Raw genomic sequence first — 19,325 nt, 5'->3', positions numbered from 1 at the left:
CTGCCACGGTGATCGACAACTCCCGCGGAACGCCGAATTCGTCGACGAGGCCGATTGCGCAGCTGGATCTCGAGTCAGCTGCGCGGCTAGTAGCGCTGGCGCAGGAGGTGGGCGGCCTCGGTCGCCCAGTACGTGAGGATGATCTGGGCGCCCGCTCGCTTGATCGACGTCAGGCTCTCCACGATGACGCGTTCCCTGTCGACCCAGCCGTTCGCGGCGGCCGCCTCGACCATCGCGTACTCGCCGGACACCTGGTAGGCCGCGACCGGGACGTCGACCCGGTCCCGGACCGCCGCGATCACGTCGAGGTACGGCAGGGCGGGCTTGACCATCACCATGTCCGCGCCCTCGGCCACGTCCAGGTCGACCTCGCGCAGCGCCTCCCGGATGTTGCCGGGGTCCTGCTGGTACGTGCGCCGGTCCCCCTGCAGCGTGGACTCGACGGCCTCCCGGAACGGGCCGTAGAACGCGCCCGCGTACTTCACCGCGTACGCCAGCACCGACACGTCCTGATGCCCGGCCCGGTCCAGGCCCCTGCGGATCGCGCCGACCTGGCCGTCCATCATCCCGGACGGGGCCACCACGTGCGCCCCGGCCTCGGCCATCGCAATGCCCATCTGGGCGTACAGCTCCAGGGTGGCGTCGTTGTCGACGCTGCCGTCGGGAGCCAGCACCCCGCAGTGGCCGTGCGTGGTGAACTCGTCCAGGCACAGGTCGCCCATGACCACCGTGGCGTCGCCGACCTCGGCGATCACGTCGCGGATCGCCACGTTGAGGATGCCGTCCGGGTCCAGACCGGCCGAGCCGGTCTCGTCCTTGCTGGCCTGCTCGGGCACGCCGAACACGATCAGGCCGCCGACGCCCGCACCGACCGCCTCGTGCGCGGCCTTGCGCAGCGACTCGCGCGAGTGCTGCACCACGCCCGGCAGGGAACTGATCGCGCGGGGCTCGGTCAGCCCTTCCTTGACGAACAGCGGCAGCACCAGCTCGGCCGGGGCGACCCTGGTCTCCTCGACGAGGCGGCGCAGGGCCGCGGTCCGGCGCAGCCGGCGGGGACGGATCTCGGGGTACGGCACTGTGATCCCCTAGCGGATGGTCAGCGGAAGCGGAGCGCGGTGGGTCCCTGCACCTTGGAACCGCGGCGCTGCTTGGCGGGCATGGCGGCGAGCTTCTCGCGCAGTTCCACGGCGTACTCGGCGAGCGCCTCGACCAGGTCCGGCACCGAGGCGTGCTGCGGCTGCACATCCACCCGCAGGCCGAACTCGGTGGCTGTCTCGGCGGTCTTCGGGCCGATCACGGCGACGACGGTACGGGCGTGCGGCTTGCCCGCGATGCCGACCAGGTTGCGCACCGTGGAGGACGACGTGAACAGCACCGCGTCGAAGCCGCCCGACTTGATGGCGTCGCGGATCTCGGCCGGCGGCGGCGCCGCCCGCACCGTCCGGTACGCGGTGACGTCGTCGACCTCCCAGCCCCGCTCGATCAGGCCGGCGGCCAGGGTCTCGGTGGCGATGTCGGCGCGCGGCAGCAGCACCCGGCCGACCGGGTCGAGGATCTCGTCGTGCGGCGAGAACTCGGCCAGCAGGCCCTCGCTGGACTGCTCCCCGGCGGGGATCAGCTCGGGCTGGATGCCGAACGCACGCACCGCCTCGGCGGTGGCCTCGCCGATGCAGGCGATCTTCACGCCGCCGAAGTGGCGGGCGTCCAGGCCGTGCTCGCCGAACTTCTCCCACACCGCGCGTACGGCGTTGACAGAGGTGAAGACGACCCACGCGTACCGGCCGTCGACCAGGCCCTTGACCGCGCGTTCCATCTGCGCCGGGGTACGCGGCGGCTCGACAGCGATCGTCGGCACCTCGCACGGGATCGCCCCGTACGCGCGCAGCCGGGCACTCATCGCCCCGGCCTGCTCCTTGGTACGCGGGACGAGCACCTTCCAGCCGTACAGGGGGCGGTTCTCCCACCAGCTCAGCTTGTCGCGGTGGGCGACGTTCGCGCCGACCGTGAGCACGACGCGGCCGGTGAAGCCGAGCGCCGCGGCGACGAAGCTGTCCACGGTGGACGTCGTGGTGTACTGCGTCTCGCCCGTGCCGTCGCCGGTCACACCGACCGGGGTGCCGGCCTCGACGCCCGCGGCGATCAGGCCGTCGCGGACGGTGGCGAGGTCACCGGCGTCGACAGCGACAGCGAACGAGCCGCGCGCGGCGGCCGCGGCCAGCGCGTCGAAGTCCAGGGCGGAGATGTCGTCGATGTCGGCGACGCTGCGCACGCCGGGCAGCGGCACGCCCGCGTAGGTGGCGACGCCCGCGGCCTGGCCCACGCCGGGCACGACCTCGAACTGCACGGCGGTGCGGGCGACGGCCTGCACCTCCTTGACGACAGAGTCGTGCCCGAACGGGTCGCCGGCCACGAGGTGCACCGCCGACAGGCCGGACTTGGCCGCGGACAGCAGCACCTTGGCGACGTCGCCGGGCGCGCCCTCGGCCGGACTGAACTGGGCGTCCTCCTTGGCCTCCGCACGGATCGCTGTCAGCAGCGACTCCGGTACGCCGCGGTCGTAGACCACCTGGTCGGCGTCGGCCAGGGCGTCGTGGGCCCGGCGGGTCAGCAGGCCCGGGTCGCCGGGTCCGGCGCCGACGAACGCGATGCGGCCGCCGGACTTACGAGTGCGGGTGGTCATTTCTCTGTGCTCCCCATCAGGGTATCGGCGCCGGCGTCGAGGAGGTCGGCGGCCAATGCCTTGCCGATCTCCGCCGCGTCGGCGGGCGTTCCGGTACGCGACAGCCGGATGGCTCGGGCCCCATCCGGGCTGATCACCGCACCGCGCAGGTATATCTCGTCACCGTGCTCGCCCTCGGCGAGTTCGGCGTGTGCCGCGACCGGGGCGGAGCACCCGGCCTCCAGCGTGGCCAGCATCGCCCGTTCCGCCGTGACGGCGGTCCGGGTCGGTGCGTGGTCGAGCACGGCCAGCAGCTCGACCAGGTCTGAGTCGCCGGCCCGGCACTCGATGGCCAACGCGCCCTGTGCGGGGGCGGGCAGCATGAGCATCGGGTCCAGCGTTTCGGTGATCTCGGCGGTCCGGCCGAGCCGGGCGATGCCGGCGCGGGCCAGCACGACCGCGTCGAGGTCGGCGGACGGGCCGAGCACCCGCGCGATGCGGCTGTCCACATTCCCCCGGATCGGCGTGACCTCCAGCTGCAGGCCGAGCGCGTGCAGCTGGGCGATGCGGCGCACCGCACCGGTGCCGATCGCGGCGCCGGGCGGCAGCTCGGCCAGCGTCAGACCGTCGCGGGCCACCAGCGCGTCGCGCGGGTCCTCCCGCTGCGGGATGGCCGCGATGTGCAGCCGCGGGTGATTGCCGGTCGGCAGGTCCTTGTACGAGTGCACAGCGAAGTCGATCTCGTCGGCCAGCAGCGCGTCACGCAGCGCCGACACGAACACCCCGACCCCGAGCTGGGCGACCGGCTCGGCCGAACGGTCCCCGGCGGTCTGGATCCGCACCAGTTCCACGGCACGGCCGGTGGCGGCGGTCAGCGAATCCGCGACCATCTGGGACTGGGCGAGGGCGAGGGCACTGCCCCGGGTGCCCAGGCGCAGGGCGGCACTCATGAAGTCCCCCCGATCTCGGGTACTGCGTCGGCCTGGGTGGCCAGCGGCACGTCCAGGTCGAACAGCTCACGCAGCAGCGCCGCGTACTGGTCGCCGCCCGGCTCGGCGGCCAGCTGGCGCACCCGCACGGTCGGCGAGTGCAGCAACTGCTGCACGACGCGGTGCAGCGTACGGGACACGTCGGCGCGCTGCTCGGCCGTGAACTCGGGTCGCCGCGAGGTCAGCTTGGCCAGCTCGGCGGCGACCACCTCGTCGGCGCGGGTGCGCAGGGCGGCCACGGTCGGGGCGATGTCGGCGCCGCGCAGCCAGGCGAGGAAATGCTCGACCTCGGCGGCGACGATCTGCTCGACGGCGGCGGTCTCGGCGGCGGCGGGCGTGCTGCGGCGACCGCTGGCCAGGCCGTCGATGTCGATGACGACGACGCCGGGCAGCTCGGCCGCGTCGGTGGCCACGTCACGCGGGACGGCCAGGTCGAGCACGACCAGCGGCTGGGTGCCCGCCCGGCGGGCCAGCACGGCGGCGAGGCGATCGCGGGTCAGCACCGGGTCGGGGGCGGCCGTCGCGGTCACCACGATGTCCACGTCGGCGAGGGCCTCGTCGAGGTCCGCGTACGGAACCGGTGTCGCGCCGTACGCCTCGGCCAGCCGGTCGGCCCGGGCCGCGCTGCGGTTGGTGATCCGCAGTGGCCCGACCCCGGCGCGGGTGAGGGTGGCCAGCGACAGCGCGCCCATGGCCCCGGCACCGACGATCAGTGCGGTACGGCCCTCGACCCCGTCCGGGAAGTGGTCCCCGGCGAGGTCCAGGGCGGCGGTGACGACGCTCTGCCCGGCCCGGTCGATGCCGGTCTCGGCGTGCGCCCGCTTGCCGACCCGCAGCGCCTGCTGCATGAGCTCGTGCAGCAGCCGCCCGGCGGTGTCCGCCTCGGTCGCCGCGTGGTACGCGTCGCGCAGCTGCCCGAGGATCTGCGCCTCGCCGACCACCATGGAGTCCAGGCCGGACGAGACCCGGAACAGGTGCCGGACGGCGGCCTCGTCGTAGTGCACGTACAGGTGCCCGGCGAGATCGCCCGCGGCGACGCCGGAATGGTCGGCGACCACGGAGCAGACGTCGCCGAGGCCGCCGTGGAAGCCGGTGACCGCGGCGTACACCTCGACCCGGTTGCAGGTGGACAGCACGACCGCCTCACCGATGTACGGCTGGGCGACCAGGCGTTGCAGCATGACGGGGATGTCGGACTCGGCGATGGCCAGCTGTTCGAGCGTGCCGACACTCGCGGTGCGGTAGGACGCACCGACGCTGAGGAGGTTCACGACCCGACCGCCTCCTGCCCGCCGGTGTTCTCGCGCCCGCCGGGCAGGGCGGTCAGCGAGGCCTTGCGGTGCTCGTGGAAAGAGAGGATCTGCAGTTCGATGGCGAGGTCGACCTTGCGGACGTCGACTCCCGGCGGCACCGACAGCACGCACGGCGCGAAGTTCAGGATGCTGGTCACCCCGGCGGCGACGAGGCCGTCGGCGACACCCTGGGCGGCGTTGGCCGGGGTCGCGATGACGCCGATCGCGAGGGCCTCGGCGGCGGCGACGCGGGGCAACTCGTCGAAGTGCCGGACGGTGAGGCCGTTGATCTGCTCGCCGACCCGGGCGGGGTCGGCGTCGAACAGCGCGACGATGCGGAAGCCTCGGCTGGCGAAGCCCGCGTACCCGGCGAGGGCGTGGCCGAGGTTACCGACCCCGACGAGGCAGACGGCGCGGCGCTGGTCGAGGCCGAGAATGTACTCGATCTGGTCGACCAGCAGGGCGACGTCGTAGCCGACCCCGCGGGTGCCGTACGAGCCAAGGTGGGACAGGTCCTTGCGGAGTTTCGCCGAGTTGACCCCCGCGGCGGCGGCGAGGCCCTCGGAGGAGATGGTGTCCGCGCCGGTCTCGGCGAGGTGGTGCAGCGCGCGAAGGTACTCCGGGAGCCGCGCGATCGTCGCCTCCGGCAGATCCGGGAAGGCGGGGACGGCGCCGGCGTTGCCGGGTGTGCTTCCGTGCCGCTGCTGGCTCATCTGACTCCGTGCCGACGAGGTGGCGAACCTACGGCGAACCCCTGCAGACCTGTCGAACGTGGCTGTGGTAGCGGGTCCCGCCGGACTCACACAGTAGGCGCTTGTGAAGGCGTGCACAAATCGCGATCTTGATAGGAGAACTGGACAAACGTCGGGTCGACGTGCTAGCTGCCGCCGACGCGTTCGAGTATGGCCCTCGGACGGGCCGCTCGGCCACTTCGACGACGGGTGTCACAACCCCCGGGCGATGTCCACGGCCTCCACGAGCGTGTCCGCCACGGGCAGGCCGGAGGCCCGCAGCCGGGCCGGATCGGTGAAGCCCCCGGTGTACAGCACCGCGACGCCGCCCACGGACTGCGCGGCGCTGGCGTCGTCGAGCGAGTCGCCGATCAACACCACGTCGGTGCCCGCGACGCCCAGCTCGCTCAGGTGGCGTGCGAGGTGCCCCGCCTTCAGGTCGCCGCCGACCTCGGTACGCAGCCCGTCGACCCGCGCGAAGACCCCGGCCAGCCCGTACGTGTCGATCGCGGGGACCAGCTCGTCGTGGAACCACATGGACAGCAGCGACTGGGTGCCCGGCCAGGCGGTGAGCGCTGCCTGGGCGTCGGCGGCCAGCGACGCCGTGGTCAGCCCCAGCCGGTACGCCTCGTGGAAGATCCGGTCGAGGCGGCCGAACTCCTCGGCGTCGACGGCCCGCTCCAGGATCTCGGCGTAGAACTCGGCGACCGGGCGGCGGAACCGGCGCCGGTGCTCGTCGGTGTCGACGCTGCGCCCGCCCGTCGCGGCGAACGCGTGGTTCGTCGAGCTGACCACGAGGTGCAGATCGTCGAGCAGGGTGCCGTTCCAGTCCCAGACCAGGTGTTTGCGCGCCACCCGACGACCTTAGCGGCCGCCTGCGACACCCATCGACGTGATTTTCACAGCGGCGGCGCTCCCGGCGGGCGGGCGAGATCACGCCGCAGCCGGGCCTCCTCGACCCGCCAGTAGCCGTGCTCGCGGCCGTCCAGCAGCAGCACTGGGACCCGGTCGCCGTAGTCGCGTTCCAGCTCGATCGAGCCGTCCACGTCGATCCGGGTCCACAGTTCGCCGGTCTCCGCCGCGATGCGGTCGAGCACCTGCTCGGCGACCTCACACAGGTGGCAGCCGTCGCGGCTGATCAGCGTCAACCTGGCGGCGGGCCCGCCCTCGGCATCCCTCCGGGATCCCTCTGTGCGCTCGGTCATGAGAGGGCGCTCTTGCGGACTTTGCCGATCGGGGAGTGCGGCAGCTCGCCGACGAGGTCGATGGCCTTCGGCAGCTTGAACCGGGCCAGCCACCGCGAGCAGTGCTCCCGCAGCTCCGCAGGCGTCGGCGGCGGATCGGCGGCGGCCACCACGAACGCGTGCGGCGCCTGGCCGGTCTCCGGGTCCGGCGCCGCGATCACGGCCGCCTCGGCCACCCCGGGGTGCTCGGCCAGTACCCGTTCGATCTCCGCCGGGTAGACGTTGAAGCCATTCACCAGGATCAGCTCGCCGATGCGGTCGACCAGCACCAGGTCGCCCTCGCCGTCGGCGTACGCGATGTCGCCGGTGCCCCACCAGCCGTCGGAGTCCGGGCCGCCGTGCCCGTCGGGCCAGTAGCCGGAGAACAGGTTGGGGCCGCGCACCACGATCTCGCCGGGGTCGGTGCCGTCCGAGTCGGCGACCGCGAGATCCAGCTCGGCGAGGTCCTCGTCGACCGAGGCGGTGCCGTCGCGCCACAGCACCGCGCCGTCGGCGGTGCGCAGCAGCAGCGAGACTCCGGGCAGCGGCCGTCCGATCGAACCGGTCTTGTGCCGGGTGCCGACCGCCGTGGTGGTGAGCACGGGGGCGGTCTCGGTCAGCCCGTACCCGACGATGATCCGGACGCCGGAGACCTCCTGGAAGCGCGCCGCGTCCTCCGGATCGAGCGGGGCGGCGCCGCACACCGCGGCCCGCAGCCCGGCCAGCACCTGCGCCGCATCGGGGCGGGAGGACCAGGCCGCGTACATGGACGGCACGCCGAGGGTCACGGTGACGCCGTGCCGGGCGATGGTGGCCAGGGACCCGGCCGGGTCGAACTTGTCGACCAGCACCCCGCAGGCACCGTGGTGCGCGACCGTGCCCAGCCCGGTGTTCAGCCCGTAGGCATGGAACAGCGGCACGGCCAGCAGCACGACGTCGTCCGGGCCGACCACGGGCGGGTCGATCCGGTCGAGCTGGTGGTGGTTGGCGGCCAGCGCGGCGTGGCTGAGCATGGCGCCCTTCGGCCGCCCGCTCGTGCCGGAGGTGTAGAGCAGCACCGCGATCTGGTCGGCGCGCGGCGTGGCGGGGGCGGCGGCGGGCCCGTCCGCGGCGGGCAGTTCGGGGGGTACGACCACCGCCCCGCCCGACAGCCGGTCGCGCACCGCCTGCTCGGCGACCACCACGGCGGCCCCGGCGTCGGTGAGCGCGTACGTCAGCTCGTCGTCGGTGTAGCCCGGATTGAGCGGCACCGCGACCAGTCCCGCGCGCAGCACGCCGTAGAAGGTGACGGCGAAGTCGAGGGTGTTGCCCAGGACGAGGGCCACCCTGGCGCCCGGCCGGGGGCACAGCGCCCACAGGCGGCGGGCCGCCTCGTCGACGCGTGCGTCGAGCTCCTGCCAGGTCAGCGCCGCCTCGCCCGCGATCAGGGCGGGGGCGTCGGGACGGCGCGCGGCGGCCGCGCGTACGGGGTCGTGAGCATCGTCCTGCACGAGGCCCGAGTCTGGCACATCGGCCACCCGAACGGGTGCCACGGACGCGGTGTCCGTCCCCCGCCTCGACCGTGCCCGACATGATGACACAAAGTTCCTGACGTCCGGTGTGTGCCACTTCGGGCTAATCTCGCTCGGCGCACACGGTGTGCGACTCCGTGTGTTCAAGGTCCGTAACACTTCCCACTCGTGTAACGGACTCCACACCGGTGGGTGAGGTCGGCCCGGCAGCTTTGCGGGACGGCCCCACCCCTTTTGTTGTGAATTGACCGATTGCCGGACTAGGAGGCGCAGTGAGCCAGGTGTACGCCGGCGACCCGTACCGCCGTGACGTGTTCGCCGCACGCCTCGCGCTCACCGAGGGCCTGAACGGCCTGCGGCGCAGCGTGGACGGGATGATCGCGCACGCGATCCGTGGGGAAGGCACCCGGCGGGCACCCAACCGCCCGCCGCTCAACCAGTCACCCGGCCAGCACCTGCCGCCCGGCGGCAACGTCAAGCCGGTGGCGGGCCGGGTGGTGGTGCCGGGCCGGCCCCCGATGCCCGCCCAGCCCGGCCCCGGGCACCGGCCCGGCGAGACCGCGACGGCCGAGGGTGACACCGGGGTGGTCGTACCCACGCAGAGCACCACCGGGCCGCCGACCGAGACCGAGCCACCGAGGTATCCGGCGCGCCCGGATCCCAGCGACGCGGCCGCCGAGGTGTGGGCGCTGGTCGAGCGGGCGAAGGAGGGCGACGCCGAGGCGTTCGGCCTGATCTACGACCGGTACGTCGACACGGTGTTCCGGTTCGTCTACTTCCGGGTGGGCAACCGCCAGCTCGCCGAGGACCTCACCTCGGACACGTTCCTGCGCGCCCTCAAGCGCATCGGCAGCTTCACCTGGCAGGGCCGCGACCTCGGCGCCTGGCTGGTGACGATCGCCCGGAACCTGGTCGCGGACCACTTCAAGTCAGGCCGGTACCGCCTGGAGGTGACCACCGGGGACGTCCTGGACGCCGATCGCGAGGACCGCGGCCCCGAGGGCAGCCCCGAGGCGGCCGTCGTGGACCACATCACCAACGTCGCCCTGCTCACCGCGGTCAAGCAGCTCAACCCGGAACAGCAGGAGTGCATCGTGCTGCGCTTCCTCCAGGGCTTCAGCGTGGCCGAGACGGCACAGACGATGGGCAAGAACGAGGGGGCCATCAAGGCCCTGCAGTACCGGGCCGTCCGGGCGCTCGCCCGGCTGTTGCCCGAAGGGTTCCAGTGGTGACGACGCGTTCCCCGATGTCGATCTCTACAGCGCCCGCCGACAGTCCCCGACCCGTAACCGTACGCGCCCACCGCGCGTTTGACCGGATGCGACCCGCGTTGGACCGCAAGTCCCACTTCCGCGTCGCAACCGCCGGCAACGGAGCCGACGACTCATTCACGAGCGAAGGGAGGTGCCCGTGGTGAACTTCGATTTCCTCGACCGTCGCAGTGCCGAGCGCTTCGCGGAGCTTCTCGACGAGACGACCGGCGGGCGTCGGCACCACGCCCGTGCCCAGGCTGACGAGCAGCTCGCCGGGCTGGTTGCGATCGGTCACAGCCTCGCCGCGGTCCGGCCCGGTGTCCAGGTCGATCCCGAGTTCCGGGTCGGCCTGCGCGCCATGCTGGTCGCCACCGCGGAGCGCGACGGGATCGGCCGTACGGCGTCGCCAACGGAGGCGGCGGGAGTGTCGGCACCCGTCGGCGCCGTGGACTCCGGCGGCGCCCTCCGGGTCGGTACGGCACGCCGGTTCCGGGCCCGCGGCGCCATCGTCATCGGGGTGGCGGCCGGCGCCATGGCGGTCTCCGGCATCTCCGCGGCCAGCGACAACGCGGCCCCCGGCGACGCCCTGTACGGCGTCAAACGCTCCACCGAACGCGCCCAGCTGGCCATGGCCGGCTCCGAGCTGACCCGCGGCCAGCTCTGGCTGGACTTCGCCCGCAACCGGCTGGCCGAGGCCACCGCGCTGGGCTCCGACAGCGGCCGCTTCGGCGACATCCTCGACGACATGGACACCGACACCCGCACGGGGGTACGGCTGCTCACCTCGGCGGCCGTCGCCCGGCACGACGACGGGCCGCTGGCCACGATCGAGTCCTTCGCGCTCGGCCAGCAGCGGAGCCTCACCGGAGTCCTGGACGGGCTGGGCCAGCTCGACCGGTCCCGGGCGGTCACGTCCCTCAACCTGCTCGACGACGTCCTGCAGCGGGCCAAGGACCTGAAGGCCGGCCTGGCCTGCGCCGAGCCCGTCCCGGACGGAACGGACACGCTGGGCCCGAAACTGCTCGACTGCCCGGCCGGTACGGACACCGCGACCGAGCGGTTGCAGCCGAGCCGTTCCGAGAAGTCCGGCAAGTCCGGGGCCACCGCCGAGAAGGACACCGCGAAGGCGAAGCCGGAACCGAGCGCGGCCGACGAGCCCGCCCCGGATCGGAAGCAGAACGCGGACGCGGTACCCGCGCAGACCGACGCCGACCCGGCACCGACGACGGCCTCCCCGGCACCGTCCGCCGCCACGCAGGACAGCTCCGAAGACGATCAGGGGCTGCTCGGCGGTTTGCTGAACGGCATCTTCGGCGGCGGCGCCTGACCCGAACGCCCCACGCGGCGGCCGGATCCCGGACGGCTACAGGCCGAAGGGGTCCGGCCGCTTTTCCAGCAGGGCGTACAGGGTCGCCTGGATGGTCTCGCGTACCTGGTCGGCGAGGTTGTAGACCACCATCGGATCGTCGGCGGAGTCGCGCAGGTGCGCGGTCGGGATGGGCGGGCAGAACTGGATCAGCCACTTGCTGGGCAGCGGCACCAGCCCCAGCGGGCCCAGCCACGGAAAGGTCGGCGTGACCGGAAAGTACGGGATCCCGAGCAGGCGGGCCAGCGGCTTGAAGTCGGCCAGGATCGGATAGATCTCCTCGGCACCGACGATCGCGACCGGGATGATCGGGGTGCCGGTACGCAGCGCCGCGGACACGAACCCGCCCCGGCCGAAGCGCTGCAGCTTGTAGCGCTCCGAGAAACGCTTGCCGATCCCCTTGAAGCCCTCGGGAAAGACGCCGACCATCTCGCCCGTACGCATCAGCCGCTCGGCGTCCGGGTTGCAGGCGACGGTCGCGCCTGCCTTGCGGGCCAGCTCGGACATCACCGGCACGCTGAACACCAGGTCCGCGCCGAGCAGACGCAGATGCCGTCCGGCCGGGGTGTGGTCGCGCAGCGCCACGGACAGCATCAGCGCGTCCAGCGCGATCGTCCCCGAGTGGTTGCCGACGACCAGCCCGCCGCCGTCGTCCGGCACGTTCTCGACACCGAACACCTCAGTACGGAACCAGTCCCGGTACAGCAGCCGCAGCATCGGGTAGAAGACCGTGTCGGTCAGCTCGGGGTCGAAGCCGAAGTCGTCGACCTCGTACGCCCCGGCGAGGCGGCGGCGCAGGAAGGCGAGGCCGTTCGCGACCCGGTGATCCCAGACGTCGAGCACGTCCCGCGCAGGGGGCTCGTCCGGGCCGGGCCGCGTGTTCTCGTCCAGGGTCATTGCTGCTCCCCCACCCCCACCGCGGTCTCGTGCGGACCCGCCTCGATGGCGGGGCGATGGGCGGCGGCCGCGCGGACCCTGCGGATGCCCTCGAGGATGGCGCGCTCGGCGACGGCCAGCCGGTCCGCGGTCAGTGAGCTGCCACCCATGTGGCCCTGGATGAAGTCGTCGAACGCGGCCGCGGTGGTGCGGGGCGTGAAGCCGAACTCAGCCACCAGCCGGGCCGTGTCCACCACCCGGCCGTGCACGAACAGGTCGATCTGATCGAGGCCGATCTGGCCGATGCCGACCGTACGGGCGACCCCGCCCAGCGAGGAGAGGGTGGACTCGGGCAACGGCACCGAGATCCGGCCCGCCCGCCGTACGGCCTGGGACAGGTTGAGCACCCCGGCGCCCGCCACGTTGAAGGTGCCCGGATGGTCCTCGATGACCGCGCGGTGCAGGACCTCCAGCGCGTCATCCACGTGCACGAACTGCAGCCGGGCGTCGCGGCCCAGCACCGTGGGCACGACCGGCTGGGCGAAGTACCGGGTGAGGCTGGTCTCGGCGGAGGAGCTGATGAACGGCGCGAACCGCAGCACTGTGCCGGTCACCTCGGGCCGGCGGCGGCGGAAGCCGCGCACGTACCCCTCGATGTCGAGGATGTCGCGGGCGAAGGAGCCGCGCGGCACGGCGCGGGGCTCGGTGTCCTCGGTGAACACGGCCGGGTCCCGGAACGACGCGCCGTATGCGGCGGTCGACGAGCGGACCACGAGCTTGCGCAGCCGGGGTGCGCCCTGGGCGGCGGCCAGCAGCTGCATCGTACCGATGACGTTCTGTTCTTTCATCGCCGCGCGGCCGCCCTGGGCAGGGTCGGGCGCGCCGTTGATGGCGAGGTGGACGAGCGCTTCCGCGCCGAGGTCGGCGAGCGCGCCGGAGGCGGCCCGCGCGTCGGCCCGGATCAGCTCGACCTCCCCCAGCAGGCTCGCGAGGGCCGGTGGCGGGGTCTGCGGATCCAGGCCGATGACGCGTTCGACCCGTGGGTCGGCGGCAAGCCGCGACGCCACATGGGCGCCGAGTAGGCGGCTGACCCCGGTGACCACGACGACCCGCGGCGCAGCCGGGGCGGAAGACGTCACCACGTATGCCCTTCGGGGGTCGGCGGCGGTGGGGCGGGTGACGCGGCCGGGCCTGCGGCCCGGCCGGGGGTCACTTGCCGAGACGGCGACGCTGGACGCGGGTCTTGCGCAGCAGCTTACGGTGCTTCTTCTTCGCCATACGCTTGCGGCGCTTCTTGACCACGGAGCCCATACGACAAGCCTCTCGAAACCATGTAGGGGTCGGAGCGGACCGCGCACGTCGACGCGTCCGGCCTCCGAACTGGACCGCTGCCCAGGTCTGGCGCTCGGCGGTGGTGGTGAGCACCAACACCGCATGCGCGCACGAAGACCTGGGAACCAGCCGCTCCAGCGTAGCGGCCCGGTCGCGCCCGGACCAACACGGCCCCCGCCGGGCCGTCAGGCAGTCTGGCTGAACGCCCCGCGCAGATACTCATGAACTGCGTGTTCCGGCACGCGGAACGAGCGGCCGACCCGTACGGCGGTGAGGTCGCCGCCGTGAACCAGGCGATAGACGGTCATCTTGGAGACCCGCATGAGCGCGGCCACCTCGGCCACGGTCAGGAAGCGCACCTCCGAGAGACGTTCCTCGGACTGGGCTGGTCCCGTCATCTCCTCGCACCGTTCCCTTCGCGCCGACGTGCGTGTCATCAGTACGGTATCGAGACGGCTGTGACCAGGGCGATGCGTTCCGTGAAAACGCCACCAAAAAGTCAAGGCGACACGCAGGGGATTCGTGGCATTTCCCCCGAATTGGCTATTTCCGCGCTACTTGCGGGACGTCAGGGCGCGGCCGAAGAACGCCAGGTTCGCCGGGCGCTCGGCCAGGCGGCGCATCAGGTAGCCGTACCACTGATCCCCGTACGGGACGTAGACGCGCACGGTGTACCCGGCGGCGGCCAGCCGGGCCTGCTCGTCGGGGCGTACGCCGTACAGCATCTGGATCTCGAACTCGGACGGGTCGCGGTCGAACCAGCGGGCCCGGTCCTCGGTGATCGCGATCAGCCGGGGGTCGTGGGTCGCCAGCATCGGGTAACCCTCACCGGCCATCAGGATGTTGAGGCACCGTACGTACGACTTGTCCACGTCCAGCGCCGACTGGAACGCCACCGACTCCGGCTCCGCGTACGCGCCCTTGCACAGCCGTACCCGCGACCCGCTGGCCGCCAGCTCCCGGCAGTCCCCCTCGGTGCGCCGCAGGTACGCCTGCAGCACCGCACCGGTCGTCGGGTGGTCCTTGCGCAGCTCGGCCAGGATCTCCAGGGTCGAGTCCGTGGTCGTGTGATCCTCCATGTCCAGGGTCACGGTGGTGCCCGCCTCGGCCGCCGCCGCGCAGATCGCCCGCGCGTGCTCGTACGCCGTACGGTCGTCGACCTTCTGCCCGAGCGCCGACAGCTTCACGCTGACCTCGGTCGCCGGGGTCAGACCTGTCTCCTTCAGCCGGCCCAGCAGCCGCAGGTACTCATCCTTTGTCGCCTCCGCCTGCTCCGCGGTCAGCGTGTCCTCACCCAGGTGATCGAGGCTGACGGCCAGGCCGTCGTCGGCGAGTTCCCGGCTGACCCGCAGGGCGTCCTCGGTACCGTCACCCGCGACGAACCGGTGGACGATGTTCTTACTGATGGGCGCATTGGCGACGAACCGCTCCATCCGGCTGGAGCCGGCGGCGGCGAGGATGACGGAACGGAGCATGGGCCGAGCGTATCGCCCACCTGCTCGGTGCCTGCGGCCAACGGTCACCGCCACGGGCACGCCCGGTCGTGCCCATTCGGACGCGGCACCGACGGGCTCGCATTGGCTACGGTTGACGGGTGAACTTCGACGCGTACGCGCGCACCGCCGTGGATCTCGTCAACGCCGGCCTGGACGACTTCGCAGGGCTGCGCGCCCTGTTCACCGACGACCAGGCGTGGATGTGCGACGAGGTCGTGGAGAAGGACCTGCCGGTCTTCCGGCGCGCCCAGCGCCGACTGCGCGACATCTTCGAGTACGGCACCACCGGCCGCGACGCCGAGGTCGTGGCGGAGCTGAACGCGCTGCTGGAGGCGTTCCCGGTGCAGCCGCGCATCTCCGGGCACGACGCCCACGACTGGCACATGCACGTCACCAGCCGCGGCGCCTCGGTCAGCGCCGAGTTCCTGGCCGGCGCGGTGTGGGGCCTGTCGGTCTGGCTCTGCGAGTACGGCAGCGCCCGCTTCGGCATCTGCGCCGACGACCGCTGCGGCAACGTCTACCTCGACACGTCGTCGAACAACTGCCGCCGGTTCTGTTCGGAACGCTGCGCCACCCGCTCCCACGTGGCCGCGCACCGCGCCCGCAAGCGCGCCGCCGTCACCACCCTGTCCCCGGCCGACGCCGCGGCCCCTGTCTGACGCCGGTCAGCTGGGCACGGAGGCCGGGGAGTCGGCGGCGGCCAGGTGGCGGCGGGCGAACTCCAGGGATTCCCGCAGATCCGCCTCGCGGACGGCCCGGCTGGTCACCTTGCGGGTGGAGACCTCCAGCGCCACGGAGCCCCGGAATCCGCGCGGCGCCAGCGACCGCAGCAGCTCCGCGCAGGGCTGAGCGCCCCGGCCGGGCACGAGATGCTCGTCGCGCCCCTCCCCGGTGCCGTCCCCCAGGTGTACGTGCTTGAGGCCGGCGCCCATCCGGTCGGCCATCTCCATCGCGTCGCCGCGAGCCGCTGCGCAGTGCGACAGGTCGAGCGTGTACGCGTCGTACCCGGTCTTGGTCGGGTCCCAGCCCGGCACGTACGGCACGAAGGTCCGCCCGGCCATCCGCACGGGGTACATGTTCTCGATCGCGAAGGTCGTGTCCGGGTGCCGGGCCTGCACCTTGGCCAGACCGGCCGCGAAGCTGCGGGCGTAGTCGCGCTGCCAGGTGAAGGGCGGGTGCACCACCACGGTCGGGGCGCCGAGCGTCTCGGCCAGCTGGGCGGCCCGGTTCAGCCGTTCCCACGGGTCGGGGCTCCAGACCCGCTGGGTGACCAGCAGGCACGGTGCGTGGACGGAGAGCACCGGCACGCCGTAGTGGTCGGCCAGGCCCTGCAGGGCGCCGGCGTCCTGGCTCACGGCGTCGGTCCACACCATGACCTCAAGACCGTCGTAGCCGACGGTGGCCGCCATCTCGAACGCGGCCGCGGTGGGTTCGGGGAACACCGAGGAGCTGGACAGGAGCACAGGGACGCGGAAGGCCACGGGACCAGGGTAGACCCGTGCCGCGCGCCCTCTCCGGGGCCGATCAGGACATACGATGTGAAACAGGTCGACATCCCGCACTCGGATTCACCCCCGCGTACGCTGTCAGGGGTGAGCCGCAAGACCCCCGTAAGCATCACTCTGCAATCCGACGCCCCGCGCGACCGCGAGGTCGACCTCGACTTCCCTCGCGAGTGGATCGAGTTCGTCGACCCCGCCGACGAGCAGCACGTGGTGCGCGCCGACCTGACCTGGCTGCTGTCGCGCTGGACATGCGTGTTCGGCTCCGCCTGCCACGGCATCATCGCCGGACACGCGCGGGAGGGCTGCTGCTCGCACGGCGCCTTCTTCACCGATGCCGACGACGAGCACCGGATCAAGGCGGCCGCCGCCAAGCTCACCCCGCAGACCTGGCAGCACTACCGGCGGGGCTTCAAGAACTACACCGAAATGGACACGGTCGACGGGACCAAACCGGCCCGGCGTACGGCCACCCAGCCCGACGACGGGCCGTGCGTCTTCCTCAACGACCCGGACTTCGCCGGTGGCGGCGGGTGCGCCCTGCACGCCCAGGCCCTGCGCGACGGCCAGCATCCGCTCACCTACAAACCCGACGTGTGCTGGCAGCTGCCGGTACGCCGCGAGCAGGACTGGGTAAAGCGCCCCGACGGCACCAAGGTGCTGCAGAGCACGCTGACCGAGTTCGACCGGCGCGGCTGGGGCCCCGGCGGCCATGACCTCGACTGGTGGTGCACGTCCTCGCCGGATGCTCACGTCGGCACGGAGCCGATGTTCCGCAGCTACGCGGCCGAGCTGGCCGCACTGGTCGGCGACGAGGCGTACGCGAAGCTGGCCGAGCTGTGCGAGGCCCGCCTCAAGACCGGCCTGGTGGCGGTGCACCCGGCGACCACGGCCGCACTGGCCATGACGCCCGCACTGGCCATCACGCCCGCACCGGCGACCGGCGCCGCGCGCCCGCGCAAGCGGGGCTGACTCAGGGCTCGAACTTGTAGCCCAGGCCGCGCACCGTGACGATGTAGCGGGGCGCGCTGGGCTCCGGCTCCACCTTGGACCGCAGGCGCTTGACGTGCACGTCCAGGGTCTTGGTGTCGCCCACGTAGTCGGCGCCCCACACCCGGTCGATGAGCTGGCCGCGGGTCAGCACCCGGCCCGCGTTGCGCAGCAGCAGCTCCAGCAGCTCGAACTCCTTGAGCGGCAGCTGCACAGAGGAGCCGTCGACCGTGACCACGTGCCGCTCCACGTCCATCCGGACCGGACCGGCGGCCAGGGTCGGGGTGGTGACCTCCGCGGCTTCGCTGCCGTGCCGGCGCAGCACGGCCCGGATCCGGGCGACCAGCTCACGCGGCGAGTACGGCTTGGTGACGTAGTCGTCGGCGCCGATCTCCAGGCCGACCACCTTGTCGATCTCACTGTCCCGCGCGGTGACCATGATGATCGGTACGGCGGAGCGCTGCCGCAGCTGGCGGCAGACCTCGGTGCCGGACATCTCGGGCAGCATCAGGTCGAGCAGCACGATGTCGGCCCCGGTCCGGTCGAACTGCGTCAGTGCCGAGGTCCCGGTCGGCGCGACCGACACCTCGAAGCCTTCCTTACGCAGCATGTACGACAGAGCGTCGGAGAACGATTCCTCGTCCTCGACCACGAGCACGCGGGCCAAAGCGGTTCCTTCCGTCATCGGTGGCGGGGTCCCGTCGCACCGGACTCGATCTCAATCGCCGCGGGTAACGGCAGTGGGGATTCCGGGGGTCGCGCCGGTAGGCGCAAGGTGAACGTCGAGCCACCACCGAGGGTGCTGGAGACGTCGACGCGGCCACCGTGGTTGGTGGCGATGTGCTTGACGATGGCCAGGCCAAGGCCGGTGCCGCCGGTGGCGCGGGAACGGGCCTGATCGGCGCGGTAGAACCGTTCGAAGATCCGGTCGAGGTCGTGCGGGGCGATGCCGATCCCCTCGTCGGCGACATCGATCTCGATCCAGTCGTCACTCGGCCGCACGGCCAGCGAGACCTTGGTGTCCTCCCCCGAGTACGCGATGGCGTTCTCGACCAGGTTGGTCACGGCGGTGGCGACCTGGCTGTCACTGCCGTACACGGTGGCGCCCTTGGGGCCGGTGTACACGACGTCGATGCCCTTGGCCGAGGCCGTCGTCCGGGTCCGGTCGATCACCTCGGCGATCACCCAGTCCAGGGCCACCGGTTCGGGGGTGGGCAGCGGCTCGGCGCCCTGCAGGCGGGTGAGTTCGAGCAGCTCGTTGACGAGCCGTCCCATCCGGGCCGACTCGTGATGGATGCGCTCGGCGAAGCGCCGGGCGGCCAGCAGATCCTCGCTCTGCTCGTCCGGCCCGGGTTCGGGCAGCTCGGTGGCGTCCAGCAGGGCCTCGGCCAGCAGTTGCAGCGCACCGATCGGGGTCTTGAGCTCGTGGCTGACGTTGGCCACGAAGTCGCGCCGGACCCGGGCCAGGCGGTGCGACTCGGTCACGTCGGCGGCCTCGACCGCCACGTGCGTGGCGTTCAGGGCGACGGCGCGCAGGTGCAGCCCGAGCGGCGCGGAGGCGCCACCCGCGCGGCCGCGCGGCAGGTCCAGCTCCACCTCGCGGCGCACCCCGGTGCGCCGGACCTGACTGGCCAGCGTACGCAGAATGGGGTGGGCCGCGATCGTGCCCGGCGCCCCGCCGGAACGCAGCAGGCCCATCGCCCGGGCCGCGGGATTGACCAGTACGGGCTCGTCGTCCGCGTCGAGCACCACCACACCGACTCGCAGCGAGTCGAGGCTCCGGCGGCCCAGCCCCTTGAGGCCGGATTTGCCCTGCGCCTGCCCTTCGTCCATGTCGACGGCACGTCCTCCTCGCAGGTCGTCCGCGCCGCTCGTCCCGGCGGTCGCTCGGGCGGACCGGCGGCCGCGGGCGAGCAGCAGCCCCGCCGCCAGCCCGACGGCGAGGGCGGCAACGAGGAGGCCGACGCGGTACACCCAGTCCACGCAGCGATCGTAGGGTCATTGTTTACCTGGCGAACCCTGGAATTTGGACAAATCCGGCACCCGTCGGGGAATGTTCACCGACCCGCCCGGCTTCGTTCACCGCTGTTCACGTCCGCGCCGCA

Annotated in this window: 20 protein-coding genes; 4 read left to right on the top strand and 16 right to left on the bottom strand. The window is 72.4% G+C overall.

Features of this window, described 5'->3' with window-relative positions; translation table 11 throughout:
• Positions 1 to 86: 86 nt before the first annotated feature.
• The 8 genes from hemB to ACMCNN_RS02025 form a co-directional block, all read right to left on the bottom strand.
• The gene (hemB, locus tag ACMCNN_RS02060; RefSeq protein WP_412744472.1) at positions 87 to 1,076 is read right to left on the bottom strand and encodes a porphobilinogen synthase; all 990 of its coding nucleotides are present in this window, start codon (positions 1,074 to 1,076) and stop codon (positions 87 to 89) included.
• Positions 1,077 to 1,096: 20 nt separating this feature from the next.
• Positions 1,097 to 2,680 (bottom strand): uroporphyrinogen-III synthase, encoded by a 1,584-nt coding sequence (locus tag ACMCNN_RS02055; RefSeq protein WP_412744471.1) that lies wholly within the window; start codon positions 2,678 to 2,680, stop codon positions 1,097 to 1,099.
• Complete coding sequence (hemC, locus tag ACMCNN_RS02050) at positions 2,677 to 3,609, bottom strand: hydroxymethylbilane synthase (protein ID WP_412744470.1); 933 nt, start codon at positions 3,607 to 3,609, stop codon at positions 2,677 to 2,679. Before hemC ends, ACMCNN_RS02055 begins: the two co-directional genes overlap by 4 nt.
• Positions 3,606 to 4,919 carry a glutamyl-tRNA reductase gene (locus tag ACMCNN_RS02045; RefSeq protein WP_412744469.1) on the bottom strand — a complete coding sequence of 438 codons (1,314 nt, stop codon included), beginning with the start codon at positions 4,917 to 4,919 and terminating at the stop codon, positions 3,606 to 3,608. The genes hemC and ACMCNN_RS02045 overlap by 4 nt, the downstream gene beginning before the upstream one ends.
• Positions 4,916 to 5,653, bottom strand: a complete 738-nt coding sequence (locus ACMCNN_RS02040) for a redox-sensing transcriptional repressor Rex (protein WP_412744468.1) — start codon at positions 5,651 to 5,653, stop codon at positions 4,916 to 4,918. The genes ACMCNN_RS02045 and ACMCNN_RS02040 overlap by 4 nt, the downstream gene beginning before the upstream one ends.
• 231 nt (positions 5,654 to 5,884) lie before the next feature.
• Positions 5,885 to 6,526 (bottom strand): HAD family hydrolase, encoded by a 642-nt coding sequence (locus ACMCNN_RS02035; RefSeq protein ID WP_412744467.1) that lies wholly within the window; start codon positions 6,524 to 6,526, stop codon positions 5,885 to 5,887.
• 44 nt (positions 6,527 to 6,570) lie between these two features.
• Positions 6,571 to 6,876 carry a glutaredoxin family protein gene (locus ACMCNN_RS02030; RefSeq protein WP_412744466.1) on the bottom strand — a complete coding sequence of 102 codons (306 nt, stop codon included), beginning with the start codon at positions 6,874 to 6,876 and terminating at the stop codon, positions 6,571 to 6,573.
• Positions 6,873 to 8,384 carry an AMP-binding protein gene (locus ACMCNN_RS02025; protein WP_412744465.1) on the bottom strand — a complete coding sequence of 504 codons (1,512 nt, stop codon included), beginning with the start codon at positions 8,382 to 8,384 and terminating at the stop codon, positions 6,873 to 6,875. The genes ACMCNN_RS02030 and ACMCNN_RS02025 overlap by 4 nt, the downstream gene beginning before the upstream one ends.
• Positions 8,385 to 8,677: 293 nt before the next feature.
• On the opposite strand from ACMCNN_RS02025, the gene ACMCNN_RS02020 reads away from it, so the two are divergent.
• Together ACMCNN_RS02020 and ACMCNN_RS02015 are read left to right on the top strand one after the other, a co-directional pair.
• On the top strand, positions 8,678 to 9,637 hold the full coding sequence (locus ACMCNN_RS02020) for an ECF subfamily RNA polymerase sigma factor, BldN family (protein WP_412744464.1): 960 nt from the start codon (positions 8,678 to 8,680) through the stop codon (positions 9,635 to 9,637).
• A gap of 178 nt (positions 9,638 to 9,815) precedes the next feature.
• Positions 9,816 to 10,985: a DUF5667 domain-containing protein gene (locus ACMCNN_RS02015; protein ID WP_412744463.1), complete on the top strand. Its 1,170-nt coding sequence runs from the start codon at positions 9,816 to 9,818 to the stop codon at positions 10,983 to 10,985.
• A 36-nt stretch (positions 10,986 to 11,021) separates the two neighbouring features.
• Here the strand turns inward: ACMCNN_RS02015 and ACMCNN_RS02010 are convergent, their stop codons facing one another.
• The 5 genes from ACMCNN_RS02010 to ACMCNN_RS01990 all read right to left on the bottom strand — a co-directional run bounded on the left by ACMCNN_RS02010 (position 11,022) and on the right by ACMCNN_RS01990 (position 14,707).
• Complete coding sequence (locus tag ACMCNN_RS02010; RefSeq protein WP_412744462.1) at positions 11,022 to 11,921, bottom strand: lysophospholipid acyltransferase family protein; 900 nt, start codon at positions 11,919 to 11,921, stop codon at positions 11,022 to 11,024.
• Positions 11,918 to 13,039, bottom strand: a complete 1,122-nt coding sequence (locus tag ACMCNN_RS02005) for an NAD-dependent epimerase/dehydratase family protein (RefSeq protein WP_412747022.1) — start codon at positions 13,037 to 13,039, stop codon at positions 11,918 to 11,920. Before ACMCNN_RS02005 ends, ACMCNN_RS02010 begins: the two co-directional genes overlap by 4 nt.
• 70 nt (positions 13,040 to 13,109) lie before the next feature.
• Positions 13,110 to 13,211 carry a 30S ribosomal protein bS22 gene (locus tag ACMCNN_RS02000; RefSeq protein WP_007465623.1) on the bottom strand — a complete coding sequence of 34 codons (102 nt, stop codon included), beginning with the start codon at positions 13,209 to 13,211 and terminating at the stop codon, positions 13,110 to 13,112.
• A gap of 206 nt (positions 13,212 to 13,417) precedes the next feature.
• A complete protein-coding gene (locus ACMCNN_RS01995; protein WP_364298909.1) occupies positions 13,418 to 13,630 on the bottom strand; it encodes a helix-turn-helix domain-containing protein in 213 nt (70 codons plus the stop codon).
• Positions 13,631 to 13,786: 156 nt separating this feature from the next.
• Complete coding sequence (locus ACMCNN_RS01990; protein WP_412744461.1) at positions 13,787 to 14,707, bottom strand: proline dehydrogenase family protein; 921 nt, start codon at positions 14,705 to 14,707, stop codon at positions 13,787 to 13,789.
• A 119-nt stretch (positions 14,708 to 14,826) separates the two neighbouring features.
• Here ACMCNN_RS01990 and ACMCNN_RS01985 point away from each other — a divergent pair, with 119 nt between their 5' ends.
• Entirely contained in the window at positions 14,827 to 15,387 is a 561-nt protein-coding gene (locus ACMCNN_RS01985) for a CGNR zinc finger domain-containing protein (protein WP_412744460.1), read from the top strand.
• Positions 15,388 to 15,393: 6 nt separating this feature from the next.
• On the opposite strand, the gene ACMCNN_RS01980 is transcribed toward ACMCNN_RS01985, so the two are convergent.
• Positions 15,394 to 16,209 (bottom strand): sugar phosphate isomerase/epimerase family protein, encoded by an 816-nt coding sequence (locus ACMCNN_RS01980; protein WP_412744459.1) that lies wholly within the window; start codon positions 16,207 to 16,209, stop codon positions 15,394 to 15,396.
• Between the two features lie 111 nt (positions 16,210 to 16,320).
• Between ACMCNN_RS01980 and ACMCNN_RS01975 the strand changes: the two genes are divergently transcribed.
• On the top strand, positions 16,321 to 17,202 hold the full coding sequence (locus ACMCNN_RS01975) for a hypothetical protein (protein ID WP_412744458.1): 882 nt from the start codon (positions 16,321 to 16,323) through the stop codon (positions 17,200 to 17,202).
• A gap of 1 nt (position 17,203) precedes the next feature.
• On the opposite strand, the gene ACMCNN_RS01970 is transcribed toward ACMCNN_RS01975, so the two are convergent.
• Both ACMCNN_RS01970 and ACMCNN_RS01965 read right to left on the bottom strand, forming a co-directional pair.
• Positions 17,204 to 17,887, bottom strand: coding sequence for a response regulator (locus ACMCNN_RS01970; protein ID WP_412744457.1), 684 nt, complete (start codon positions 17,885 to 17,887; stop codon positions 17,204 to 17,206).
• A 14-nt stretch (positions 17,888 to 17,901) separates the two neighbouring features.
• Entirely contained in the window at positions 17,902 to 19,203 is a 1,302-nt protein-coding gene (locus ACMCNN_RS01965) for a sensor histidine kinase (RefSeq protein WP_412744456.1), read from the bottom strand.
• Between the last annotated feature and the right edge of the window lie 122 nt (positions 19,204 to 19,325).

Origin of the sequence: Krasilnikovia sp. MM14-A1004 (assembly GCF_047159485.1) — a bacterium.
In the GTDB taxonomy this organism is placed as follows: Bacteria; Actinomycetota; Actinomycetes; order Mycobacteriales; family Micromonosporaceae; genus Actinoplanes.
The sequence above is the reverse complement of the archived record's forward strand: the minus strand, read 5'-3'. Positions and strand labels throughout refer to the sequence as shown.